9 protein-coding genes are annotated in these 12,380 nt (G+C 63.9%); 6 read left to right on the forward strand and 3 right to left on the reverse strand.

Translation table 11 applies throughout. From position 1 onward, the window contains the following. Positions 1 to 565: 565 nt before the first annotated feature. Positions 566 to 2,527, reverse strand: coding sequence for an acetate--CoA ligase (acs, locus tag KSS94_RS19565; RefSeq protein WP_217839722.1), 1,962 nt, complete (start codon positions 2,525 to 2,527; stop codon positions 566 to 568). A gap of 401 nt (positions 2,528 to 2,928) precedes the next feature. On the opposite strand from acs, the gene KSS94_RS19570 reads away from it, so the two are divergent. Beyond that, entirely contained in the window at positions 2,929 to 3,183 is a 255-nt protein-coding gene (locus tag KSS94_RS19570; protein ID WP_003260110.1) for a DUF2790 domain-containing protein, read from the forward strand. Positions 3,184 to 3,278: 95 nt separating this feature from the next. Here KSS94_RS19570 and KSS94_RS19575 read toward each other — a convergent pair whose 3' ends face one another. Continuing rightward, positions 3,279 to 4,838, reverse strand: a complete 1,560-nt coding sequence (locus KSS94_RS19575) for a sigma-54-dependent transcriptional regulator (protein WP_217839723.1) — start codon at positions 4,836 to 4,838, stop codon at positions 3,279 to 3,281. Between the two features lie 256 nt (positions 4,839 to 5,094). On the opposite strand from KSS94_RS19575, the gene phhA reads away from it, so the two are divergent. From phhA to KSS94_RS19590, 4 genes are all read left to right on the forward strand, one after another. Continuing rightward, positions 5,095 to 5,883 carry a phenylalanine 4-monooxygenase gene (phhA, locus tag KSS94_RS19580; RefSeq protein ID WP_217839724.1) on the forward strand — a complete coding sequence of 263 codons (789 nt, stop codon included), beginning with the start codon at positions 5,095 to 5,097 and terminating at the stop codon, positions 5,881 to 5,883. Positions 5,884 to 5,923: 40 nt separating this feature from the next. After that, a complete protein-coding gene (locus KSS94_RS19585) occupies positions 5,924 to 6,280 on the forward strand; it encodes a 4a-hydroxytetrahydrobiopterin dehydratase (protein ID WP_217839725.1) in 357 nt (118 codons plus the stop codon). A gap of 283 nt (positions 6,281 to 6,563) precedes the next feature. Next, positions 6,564 to 6,692, forward strand: coding sequence for a hypothetical protein (locus tag KSS94_RS27380; protein ID WP_263975033.1), 129 nt, complete (start codon positions 6,564 to 6,566; stop codon positions 6,690 to 6,692). 99 nt (positions 6,693 to 6,791) lie between these two features. Continuing rightward, positions 6,792 to 7,967: an MFS transporter gene (locus tag KSS94_RS19590; RefSeq protein ID WP_217839726.1), complete on the forward strand. Its 1,176-nt coding sequence runs from the start codon at positions 6,792 to 6,794 to the stop codon at positions 7,965 to 7,967. An 81-nt stretch (positions 7,968 to 8,048) separates the two neighbouring features. Here KSS94_RS19590 and ydiJ read toward each other — a convergent pair whose 3' ends face one another. Continuing rightward, positions 8,049 to 11,066, reverse strand: a complete 3,018-nt coding sequence (gene ydiJ / locus KSS94_RS19595) for a D-2-hydroxyglutarate dehydrogenase YdiJ (RefSeq protein WP_217839727.1) — start codon at positions 11,064 to 11,066, stop codon at positions 8,049 to 8,051. A 269-nt stretch (positions 11,067 to 11,335) separates the two neighbouring features. Between ydiJ and KSS94_RS19600 the strand changes: the two genes are divergently transcribed. Continuing rightward, a complete protein-coding gene (locus tag KSS94_RS19600) occupies positions 11,336 to 12,217 on the forward strand; it encodes a LysR substrate-binding domain-containing protein (RefSeq protein WP_217839728.1) in 882 nt (293 codons plus the stop codon). Positions 12,218 to 12,380 lie beyond the last annotated feature (163 nt).

Here is a 12,380-nt window from a genome sequence, read left to right on the forward strand (position 1 = left end):
CAGGTAACTCCATCGGTACGGGGCAATACAAGGCAGGTGCAACGGCTGCCCGATATGCGAATGGGTACAACGCGAGCCGCGCAGGTTTCGACCAAGGTCGCAGACCACGAGCGAGTGAGTGGCATTTTAGCGACAGCCCGTTAGTCGATATTTCTTCAAAGCGACAACTAGTTATAGAAGCGCCTGAAACCGCGGCGGGCGATATTGACAGCTCTTGCATATTATGCAAGCGCAAAAGAAAAATAACCTTTACCCAAAGCAATAAGCGCGCCCATTATTGGCAAAGCCTTGAATTCCGGCAAGCGCAGTGTGCCCCACAGCAGAAAACGACTACAAAAGCGCCCCGGGATGGCGCAGAAATGTTCCCGCAAGCCCCACTATTGTGCGAACTGTCCGACAGGATTGGTTACCGATGAATGTCGGAGTAACAATTCCTTCAGTAAAGCAAAAACCCCGCCGGTTGCGCGGCGGGGTTTTCGTTGGGCTTTGTGACACTGATGGGGCCGCCTGTGCCGGCCTCATCGCCGGCAAGCCGGCTCCTACAGGTACAGCACAGGCCTGAAGGTCAGGCCGAGGCCAGGCTCATGGCCTTGTGGGTGTCGATCAGGTGCTGCACAACGCCTGGGTCGGCCAGGGTGGAGATATCACCCAGGGCGTCGTACTCGGCAGTGGCAATCTTGCGCAGGATGCGGCGCATGATCTTGCCCGAGCGGGTTTTCGGCAAGCCGGGCGCCCACTGGATCACGTCCGGCGAGGCGATCGGGCCGATCTCCTTGCGCACCCAGTTTTTCAGCTCCAGGCGCAACTGCTCGCTCGGCACCTCGCCGGCATTCAGGGTGACGTAGACATAGATGCCCTGGCCCTTGATGTCATGGGGCACCCCCACCACTGCAGCTTCGGCCACCTTCGAGTGGGCAACCATGGCGCTTTCGATCTCGGCGGTGCCCATGCGGTGCCCGGACACGTTGAGCACGTCATCCACGCGGCCGGTGATCCAGTAGTAGCCGTCCTCGTCACGGCGGGCACCGTCACCGGTGAAGTACATGCCACGGAAGGTCTTGAAGTAGGTATCGACGAAGCGGTCGTGGTCGCCGTACAGCGAACGCGACTGGCCTGGCCACGAATCGAGGATCACCAGGTTGCCCTCGGCGGCGCCCTCGATCAGGTTGCCCAGGTTGTCCACCAGCGCCGGCACCACCCCGAAGAACGGGCGGGTGGCCGAGCCAGGCTTCAGGCCGGTGGCGCCCGGCAGCGGGCTGATCAGGATGCCGCCGGTTTCGGTCTGCCACCAGGTGTCGACGATCGGGCAACGCTCCTTGCCGACGGTCTTGTAGTACCAGTTCCAGGCTTCCGGGTTGATCGGCTCGCCCACCGAACCCAGCAGGCGCAGGCTGGAGCCATCGGCGCCGGCCACCGCCGCCTGCCCTTCGGCCATCATGGCGCGGATAGCAGTCGGGGCGGTGTAGAGAATGTTGACCTTGTGCTTGTCGACGATCTTCGACACGCGGGTGATGTCCGGGTAGTTCGGCACGCCTTCGAACAGCAAGGTGGTGGCGCCATTGGCCAGCGGGCCGTAGACGATGTAGCTGTGGCCGGTGACCCAACCCACGTCGGCGGTGCACCAGTAGACTTCGCCCGGGCGGTAGTCGAACACCCGCTCATGGGTCAGCGCGGCGTACACCAAGTAGCCGCCGGTGGTGTGCAGCACACCCTTCGGCTTGCCGGTGGAGCCCGAGGTATAAAGGATGAACAGCGGCTCTTCGGCGCCCATTTCTTTCGGCGCGCAGTGGCTGGAGGCAACCTTCATCAGGTCTTCGTACCAGATGTCGCGGTGCTGGTGCCAGGCAATGTCGCCACCGGTGCGCTTGCACACGATGATCTTCTGCACGCTATTGGTTTCAGGGTTGGTCAGCGCCAGGTCGACGTTGCCCTTGAGCGGGGTACGCCGCCCACCGCGCACACCTTCGTCGGCGGTGATCACCACCTTGGACTTGCAGTCGATGATGCGCCCGGCCAGCGCCTCAGGGGAGAAGCCGCCGAACACCACCGAGTGGATCGCGCCGATGCGGGCGCAAGCCAGCATCGCCACCACGGCCTCGGGGATCATCGGCATGTAGATGGTCACCACATCGCCACGGTGCACGTCCTGGCCACGCAGGGCGTTGGCGAACTTGCAGACCTGCTCGTGCAGCTCGCGGTAGGTGATGTTGCGGTGCTCGGAAGGGTCGTCGCCCTCCCAGATGATTGCCAGCTGGTCGCCGCGCTCTTCGAGGTGGCGGTCCAGGCAGTTGGAGGAGACGTTCAGAGTGCCGTCGGCGAACCACTTGATATCGACATGGTGGTCGTCGAACGAGGTCTGCTTGACCTTGGTGAAGGGCTTGATCCAGTCCAGACGCTGGGCCTGCTCGCGCCAGAAGCCGTCCGGGTTGATCACCGATTGCTGGTACATGGCCTTGTAGGTGGCCTCGTCGGTCAGGGTACTGGCCGCAACCTCGGGACGAACGGGATACAGTGGAGCCGCACTCATCTGTGTTACCTCGGTGTAATAGTTGTTTTTGTATGGAACCGTTTGTAACTGTATCAGAGCGCCAAACACCATTCGACGTTGGTAGTAACGCGACGGGCCGCACCCGCCCGGAATTGGAACGACCGCTCTAGATCGTGGCATACAGCCATGAGTGAAGGTAACGCCAGAGGGATTGTTACGATTTCTGTCAAAAGTCTTTATCAAAAGACCCTCTGTTTCGGCCGCCACCAGCGCCATAAAATTCACCTTGCCAGCAACGGCAACGCGATTAACTAACTGGTCACAGCCCCCACGAAGGCAACGTGTTAATCGGCAACTAATCTAACTCTCTAAAACTTGCTGTACTCGCGGCGCCAAAAGTGCCGCGTGCCCCCTCACGACCTTAGACAGGTAAATAGAAAATGAAAGCTTTACTGGTATTGGTACTTGGTAGTCTTTGCGGCGCGGCAATGGCCGGCGAGGCAAAAGATGCCGAGCAGATTCCGGTTGAACAGTACAGTTACTCGCAGCACCTGGACATCGCCCGCGTCATCTCCATGAGCGAAGTCCCGAACGTCTGCGAAGTCGTGCCCGCCCGCATGACCTACGAGGACTCCAAGGGCCAGAAGCACATTCTCGAATACCGCGTGATGGGGAACGGTTGTTCCAACGGTTGATCCAGCATCCATCGCGGGGCAAGCCCGCTCTCACGGGGTTATCGTGGGAGCGGGCTTGCCCCGCGACGAGGTTAAAGTTTAATTAACTAACTGCCTTATTCCGCCGACTTGCCCAGGGAATAATCCCGTAATTTGTTGGCAATGGTCGTGTGCGACACACCCAATCTTTTCCCCAGCGCCCGGCTACTGGGAAACTCGCCAAGCAAACTTTCCAGTACCGCCTTTTCAAAGCGCCCGACAATATCCGAAAGTTCCCCTTCCAGCGAAAACTCGCCCAACGGCTGGCGCACGCCATAATCCGGCAGGCGAATATGTTCGCCTTTCACCACACCGCCTTCACATAACGAAACCGCCTGGAACAACACGTTCTCCAGTTGCCGCACATTGCCCGGCCAGTGGTACTGCGCCAGTTTGTCCATGGCCGCCGGCAACAAGCGCGGCATCGGGCAGCCGATCTGCCGGCTGGCCTGGTCGAGAAAATGCTGCACCAAACCGTCCAGGCCATCCATGCACTCGCGCAGCGGCGGGATGTGCAGCGACAGCACGTTCAGGCGGTGGTAGAGGTCCTGGCGGAATTCGCCGCGGGCACACAACTCGGACAAATCCACCTGGGTCGCGCAGATCACCCGCACATCCAGATACACCTCCTCGTCGCTGCCCACCCGGCGAAAGCAGCCATCCTGCAGAAAGCGCAGCAACTTCACCTGCAGCCGCGGGCTCATCTCCCCGACCCCGTCGAGGAACAGCGTGCCGCCGGCCGTCAGCTCCAGCAGCCCGAGTTTGCCCTCGGCCCGCGCGCCCTCGAAGGCCCCCGGCCCGTAACCGAACAGTTCGGTCTCGGCCATCGACTCCGGCAAACCGGCACAGTTGAGCGCCATCAGCGGCGCCTGGCCACGAGGGCTGGCCAGGTGACAGGCGCGGGCCAGCAGCTCCTTGCCGGTGCCGGTCTCGCCCTCGATCAGCAGCGGCGCATCCAGCGGCGCCATGCGCCGCGCCTCGCGCACCACCGCAGCCATCACCTTCGAGCTCTGGAAAATACTGTCAAAGCCCCGCAGCTCCTGCTTGCGCACGTTGTAGATACGCTCGCCGATCCGGTCGGCGCGGTGCAGGGTCAGCACCGCGCCAGCCAGGGCTTCGCTGTCATCGTGCTCGGACTGCAACGGCGCGATATCGGCCAGGAACACATCGCCCTTGACCTTGACCCGCAGCCCATTGATACGCGACTTGTTGGCCCGCACCAGCTCGGGCAGGTCGAAGTCCTCGACGTAGCGCGACAGCGGCAGCCCCGGCACCTCGTCCACCCGCACCCCCAGCAGCTGCGCTGCGCCCCGGTTGCCCGCGACGATGCTGCCGCCCATGTCGATCGACAGCACCGGGAAGTCCAGCGCGCCCAGCAGCGCGTTGAGCTCCATGTGCCGTCGCTCGCTGGGCATCAAGCCGACGCGCTTGACCCCGAACACCCCGGTGATGGCCTCGAACTTGGGCCGCAGCGCCTGGAACTGCAAGTTGATCAGGTTCGGGCAGTGCAGGTAGATGGCATTGCCATGGTCGCCCCCCACCTCGCCGCGCAGCACGTTGATGCCGTACTCCACCAGCAGGTTGAGGATGTCGCGCAGGATGCCGATGCGGTTCTGGCAGTGCACTTTGATACGCATGAATAGCCTCGAAGCGCAGCAACTATCTGTTGGCCACGCACAAAAGTCGTAAAAAAAACCTGACAAAAGCAGCCGAATACTGATCTATATGATGCAGATTTTCCGGCGGCGACCGCACTTTGTAAACTTATCGTTACGAAATGGCGGAAAACACAGCCCCGACATGGCGCCCGCACCCCGTGCAAAGCCCCGGCTAAGGGGTTATTCCTGTTGCATGTCTTGCCCATAACAAGAAAGCCCTCACCAGGAGAGCCACATGAAACAGACGCACTACGTGGCACGCGAGCCCGATGCGCATGGTTTTATCGATTACCCCGAGCAAGAGCACGGGGTATGGAACACCCTGATCACCCGGCAGATGAAAGTCATCGAAGGCCGCGCCTGCCAGGAATACCTCGACGGCATCGAGCAGCTCAAGCTGCCCCGCGAGCGCATTCCGCAACTGGGTGAAGTGAACAAGGTGCTGGGCGCCACCACCGGCTGGCAGGTCGCCCGGGTACCGGCGCTGATCCCCTTCCAGACCTTCTTCGAGCTGCTGGCCAGCAAGCGCTTCCCGGTGGCAACCTTCATCCGCACCCCTGAAGAACTCGACTACCTGCAAGAGCCCGACATCTTCCACGAGATCTTCGGCCACTGCCCGCTCTTGACCAACCCCTGGTTTGCCGAATTCACCCACACCTACGGCAAGCTCGGCTTGGCAGCCACCAAGGAGCAGCGCGTGTACCTGGCGCGCCTGTACTGGATGACCATCGAGTTCGGCCTGATGGAAACCGCCCAGGGCCGCAAGATCTACGGCGGCGGCATCCTCTCCTCGCCCAAGGAGACCGTCTACAGTCTATCCGGCGAGCCTGAGTACCAGGCCTTCGACCCGGTCGAGGCCATGCGCACCCCGTACCGCATCGACATCCTGCAACCGGTGTACTTCGTGCTGCCCAACCTCAAGCGCCTGTTCGACCTGGCCCACGAGGACATCCCGGCCATGGTCCAGCAGGCCATGCAACTGGGCCTGCACGCACCGAAGTTTCCACCCAAGGCGGCGGCCTGAGCCGCCCCTTGCCGATAACAACTCAAACCGGACAACAGCCATGAATGCCTTGAACCAAGCCCACTGCGAAGCCTGTCGCGCCGACGCGCCGAAAGTCACCGACGAAGAGCTGGCGGAACTGATCCGCGAAATCCCGGACTGGAACATCGAAGTGCGCGACGGCCACATGGAGTTGGAGCGCGTGTTCCTGTTCAAGAACTTCAAGCACGCGCTGGCCTTCACCAACGCTGTCGGCGAAATCGCCGAAGCCGAAGGCCACCACCCAGGCCTTTTGACCGAGTGGGGCAAGGTCACCGTGACCTGGTGGAGCCACTCGATCAAGGGCCTGCACCGCAACGACTTCATCATGTGCGCGCGCACCGACAAAGTTGCCGAAGGCGCCGAAGGCCGTAAGTAACACCTCGTCCCTTGTAGGAGCCGGCTTGCCGGCGATCACCGGCAACGCCGGTGCCATCCAACGCTTGTGTCGCCCGGCACGGCCTCATCGCCGGCAAGCCGGCTCCTACAGAAAAGCACCCACCCGCACCCTGCCCTGTCCGATATCCGCCCGCAAAAACCGACAAGCGAATCGGAAAATTCTCAAACTGTCATCCAGACTGCTGTATCCTGCCCCAGCTTTTCGAAGCCCCATACATGCGCCAAGCGCTGCCTTTTCACTCACACTTGCGAGGAACGACGAGATGCATGAAATCCCGAATCTTCCCTTCCCAAGCCTGAACCCTGAAGAGCAATCCGTTGCTGCCCACGCCGAACCGACGCCTGCCGTCGAACCGGGCAGTGACGATCAATCCAGCGCCGACCAGGAATAACCGCGCCCCCATCGACAGTGTGAAAACGGCTGGCCTGCGGCAACCTCCCCGCCATCGCGTTTTCACACCGTCCAGAACCACTACCCGCCGAAGGCCCCCATGCCCGATTCACCGCGCCCCCTTGCGGTCACCCTGCAAGTCGTCTCCATCGTCCTCTTCACCTTCATCGGCTACCTGAACATCGGCATCCCCCTCGCCGTACTGCCGGGCTATGTGCATAACCAGCTAGGCTTCAGCGCGGTGATCGCGGGCCTGGTGATCAGCGTGCAGTACCTCGCCACCCTGCTCAGCCGCCCGACCGCCAGCCGCATCATCGACAACCTCGGCAGCAAGAAAGCCGTCATGTGGGGGCTGACCGGCTGCGGCCTGAGCGGCGTATTCATGCTCGCCTGCCACTTCCTCACCCCCTGGCCCTGGCTGAGCCTGGCCTGCCTGCTGCTCGGCCGGCTGGTGCTGGGCAGCGCCGAAAGCCTGGTGGGTTCGGGCTCCATCGGCTGGGGCATCGGCCGGGTCGGCGCCGACAACACGGCCAAGGTGATCTCGTGGAACGGCATTGCCAGTTACGGCGCCCTGGCCATCGGCGCCCCGCTGGGGGTGGTGATGGTGAAAAACCTCGGGCTGTGGAGCATGGGCGTGAGCATCATCCTGCTGGGTGTGCTCGGCCTGTTGCTGGCCTGGCCCAAGCAGGCGGCTCCGGTGGTCAGCGGCAAGCGCCTGCCGTTCATGCAGGTACTGGGCAAGGTGTTCCCGCACGGCTCGGGGCTGGCCCTGGGCTCGATCGGCTTTGGCACCATCGCCACCTTCATCACCCTGTACTACGCCAGCCGTGACTGGCCCAACGCGGCGCTGACCTTGAGCCTGTTCGGCGCCAGCTTCATCTGCGCGCGGCTGTTGTTCGGCAACATGATCAACCGCCTGGGTGGCTTTCGCGTGGCCATCGTCTGCCTGTCGGTGGAGACCCTGGGGCTTTTGATGCTGTGGCTGGCACCCGATGCCGGGACGGCCCTGGCGGGCGCGGCGCTGAGCGGGTTCGGTTTTTCGCTGGTGTTCCCGGCGCTGGGGGTGGAGGCGGTCAACCAGGTGTCGGCAGCCAACCGCGGTGCGGCGGTGGGGGCCTATTCGTTGTTCATCGACCTGTCGCTGGGGATCACCGGGCCGCTGGTGGGCGCGGTGGCGGCTGGGTTCGGCTTCGCTTCGATGTTCCTGTTCGCCGCCTCGGCGGCAGCTTGCGGGCTGGTGCTGAGCCTGTACCTGTACCGCCAGGCACGGCGTTAGCCGCAATCGCCGGCAAGCCGGCTCCTACAAGTTGATGCCATCCCTGTAGGAGCCGGCTTGCCGGCGATGAAGCCCTCAAAGTCAGCGCGAGGCGAACTGCAACACCACTTCCAGCGGGTGGCGCAACTGCTTCTCGGTCATGCGCTTGACCTGGCTGCGGCACGAGTAGCCGGTGGCCAGCGCCTCGCCTTCCTTGTCCAGCTTGGTCGCCCAGGACTGCTCGAAAATGGTCTTCGAACTCTCCTGGTTACGCGCCTCGTGCCCATAGGTGCCGGACATGCCGCAGCAACCGGTGGCCTCGGTCACCAGCTTGAGCCCCAGGCGGGCGAACACCTGCTCCCACTGCCTGGTACTGGCCGGCACGTTGGTCTTCTCGGTGCAGTGCGCCATCAGGCGGAAGCTGCCAGCGTTGGCCGCCGCCTGCTCGGGCAACGCACTCATCAGCCACTCCTGTGGCAACAGCACCTGCGGGCACTCCACACCATCGACTTTCTGGTATTCCTGGCGATACACCAGGGTCATGGCCGGGTCCAGGCCCACCAGCGGCACGCCGCAGTCGGCCAGGGCCTTGAGCTGGGTGGCATTGCGGATCGCCGCCTTGGCGAACGCGCCGAGGAAGCCCTGCACATGCAGCGGTTTGCCGTTGGCACTGTAGGGCGCCAGGAATACCTTGTGGCCCAGGCGATGGGCCAGCTCGATGAAGGCCGCCAGCAGCGGCGTCTCGAAGTAGCGGGTAAAGGCATCCTGCACCAGCACGATGCTGCGCTCGCGCTGGGCCGGGGTCAGCTCGCGCAGCGCCGGCACGCTGGCCACCTGCACCCGGCAGCGGGTCAGGGTGGCCTGGAAGTTGAAGCGGCTGATCAGGGGGCTATCGACCATGCCGACCTTGTCGGCCAACAGGCCGCTGACCCACTTCGAGCCCATCACCGCGTTGTACAGGCCCGGCGCATGGGCAAGGTACGGGATGGTGAACTCCAGCGAGCCGATCAGGTAATCACGCAACGGGCGCTGGTAACGGCCGTGATACAGCTCGAGGAAGCGCGAGCGGAAGTCCGGCACATTGACCTTGATCGGGCACTGCCCGGCGCACGATTTGCACGCCAGGCACCCGGCCATGGCGTCGTAGACTTCGTGGGAAAAGTCCTCCTGGCCCTGGCTGCGCGCCCGGTTGTTGCGCAGCCGCGCCGGCAGCCCCTTGAGCCACGACACCTTGTTGCGCGCTGCCGCCAACACGTCGATATTGGCCTCGCCCTGCAGGCGCAGCCATTCGCGCATCAGCGAGGCACGGCCCTTGGGCGAATGCTGGCGCTCGCGGGTGGCCTTCCACGATGGGCACATGGCGTCGTTGGGGTCGTAGTTGTAGCAGGCGCCATTGCCGTTGCAGTGCACGGCGCTGGGGAAGTCCTGCCAGACCCGCTCGTCGATGGTGCGGTCAAGGTCGCCGCGCAGGGTCACGCCATCCACCGGGGTCAGGCCTTCGGCGCTGTCTGGCGGGGTGCAGATCTTGCCCGGGTTAAGCTGGTTGTGCGGGTCGAACGCGCCCTTCAGGCGCTGCAGCGCCGGGTACAGCGCGCCGAAGTACTCCGGCACGTATTCCGAGCGCAAGCCCTTACCGTGCTCGCCCCACAGCAGGCCGCCGTAGCTCTTGGTCAGCGCTGCCACGGCATCGGAGATCGGCTTGACCAGCGCGGCCTGGGCCGGGTCCTTCATGTCCAGCGCCGGGCGCACGTGCAGCACGCCGGCATCGACGTGGCCGAACATGCCGTAGGCCAGCCCGTAGCCGTCCAGCAGCGCGCGGAAGTCGGCAATGTAGTCGGCGAGTTTTTCCGGCGGTACTGCGGTGTCTTCGACGAACGGTTGCGGGCGCACTTCGCCCTCGACGCTACCCAACAGGCCCACCGAGCGCTTGCGCATCACATAGACGCGGGTCACCGCCTCGGCGCCCTCGGCCAGGGTATGGCCCAGGCGCTCGACGCTGGTGTCGCGCTGCAGATGCTCGACGAACGCCTGCACCCGCGCATTGACCTCGGCCGGCTCGTCACCGCAGAACTCCACCAGGTTGATGCCCAGGGTCGGGCGCTCGGCATCGGCGGGGAAGTATTCGGCGACGCTGTGCCAGACGATGTCTTTCATCGCCAGCATCAGCACCTTGGAGTCGACTGTCTCGATCGACAGCGGCTTGTGCGCCATCAGCGCGTTGGCGTCACGCAGCGCGTCCATGAAGCTTGTGTAGCGCACGTTGACCAGCACTGCATATTTCGGAATCGGCAACACATTGAGCTTGGCCTCGACCACATAGCCCAACGAGCCCTCGGCGCCGCACAGCACGCTGTTGAGGTTGAAGCGCCCCTGCTCGTCGCGCAGGTGCGCAAGGTCATAGCCGGTCAGGCAGCGGTTGAGCTTGGGGAAGGTGCTTTCGATCAGCTCGGCCTGGTTCTCCTGGATATCCCGCGCCATGCGGTACACCTCGCCCACCCGGCCGGGTGCAGCGCAGGCCTGCTCCAGGGCTGCGTCGTCGAGCGGCAGGCTGTGCAGGCGCTCGCCGCCCAGCAGCACGCTGTGCAGCTCCAGTACGTGGTCGCGGGTCTTGCCGTAGGTGCAGCTGCCCTGGCCGCTGGCGTCGGTGTTGATCATGCCGCCGACGGTGGCGCGGTTGGAGGTGGACAGCTCCGGGGCGAAGAACAGCCCGTGGGGCTTGAGCGCGGCGTTGAGCTGGTCCTTGACGGTACCGGCCTGCACCCGCACCCAGCGCTCCTCGACGTTGATCTCGAGGATCTTGTTCATGTGCCGCGACAGGTCGACGACGATGCCGTCGGTCAGCGACTGGCCGTTGGTACCGGTGCCACCGCCGCGCGGGGTCAGCTTGATGTCGCGAAACCGCGGCTCGGCCATCAGCGTGGCGATGCGCGCCACGTCGCCTGCGTCCAGCGGGAACACCGCCGCCTGGGGCAGGCGCTGGTAGATCGAGTTATCGGTGGCCAGCACCGTGCGGGTGGCGTAGTCGGCGCTGATCTGGCCACCGAAGCCGCTGTGCTTCAGGGCTTCGAGGAAGTCGGGGTAATTGGCGGCAGGCGCAAGGGTCGGCAGCTGGGCGATCATCTGGGGATGGCCTCTTGGTATTGGGGCTGGTTCACGGTTTCAGGCGCTGCCCCTCCTGTAGGAGCAGGCTTGCCTGCGATGGCGTCAGCAGCACAATCGATGTTGCCCGGGCTGACGCCATCGCGGGCAAGCCCGCTCCTGCAGATAAAGGGGTATTTCCTGCGATTCCGGTATGGGTTTCCCATAGCGGATGACGAATGCGCCAATGTTCCTGTAGTTTCACGCCAGGGGCAAACGGATATTCCTGCCGCTATCAATGAGTTTTATGAATGAATTACCGCCACCTCACGCCCTCGATGTCGCTGCTGCTGGCCTTCGAGGCCGCCGCCCGGCATGAAAGCTACACCCGCGCGGCCGTCGAGCTGTCGCTGACGCAAAGCGCAGTGAGCCGCCAGGTGCAGGCACTGGAGCAGCAGCTCGGGCTAACCCTGTTCCGCCGCGAGGGCCGCCAGGTGCAATTGACCGACGTTGGCCGGCTGTACCAGCGTGAACTCAGCGAAGCCCTGGGGCGCATCCGCAGCGCCACCCTGCAGGCGCTGGCGTATCAGTCCGGGGTCGGCAACCTGCGCCTGGCGACGCTGCCGACCTTCGGCTCGAAGTGGCTGCTGCCGCGCCTGCATGCCTTCTACAGCGCCCACCCCGGCATGCTGGTGCACATTCATTCGCGCATCGAGGCGATCAACTTCGACACCAGCGAGATCGACGCTGCCATCGGTGTGGCCAGCCACGACCTGCCGGGGCTGGTCTGCCACCGCCTGCACGCCGAGGAACTGGTGGTGATCCTGCCGCCCCAGGCTGCGACCGAGGGCCCCTGGGACCCGGCGCGCATCAGCGGGCAGCTGCTACTGAACGTGGCCAACAACCCCCACGCCTGGGGCGAGTGGTTCTCGCACCACGCCCTGCCCCACCGCGCCATGCGCCTGGGGCCCAGTTTCGAGCTGACCTCGCACCTGATCCAGGCGGTGCGTGCCGGTATCGGCATCGGCCTGGTACCACGCATTCTGGTCGAGGAAGAGCTGGCCAGCGGCGAGCTGGTCAGTGCCGGCGCGCCGTTTGCCAGCCAGCGCAGCTACTACCTGATCTACCCGCCGCGCAACGAGGCGCTGCCGTCGTTGCGGGCGTTTCGCAGCTGGCTACTCGAGCAAATTTGAGGGCCCTATCGCCGGCAAGCCGGCTCCTACATGGACAGCGCCATTTTCGAGCCCTGCGCAATACCTGTAGGAGCCGGCTTGCCGGCGATAGGGCCAGCCCAGGCAACAAAAAACCCGATGCCAGTCACCCGGCATCGGGTTTTTCGCGAGCGGTAAACGCGCC

Source organism: Pseudomonas fakonensis (assembly GCF_019139895.1).
GTDB lineage: Bacteria > Pseudomonadota > Gammaproteobacteria > Pseudomonadales > Pseudomonadaceae > Aquipseudomonas > Aquipseudomonas fakonensis.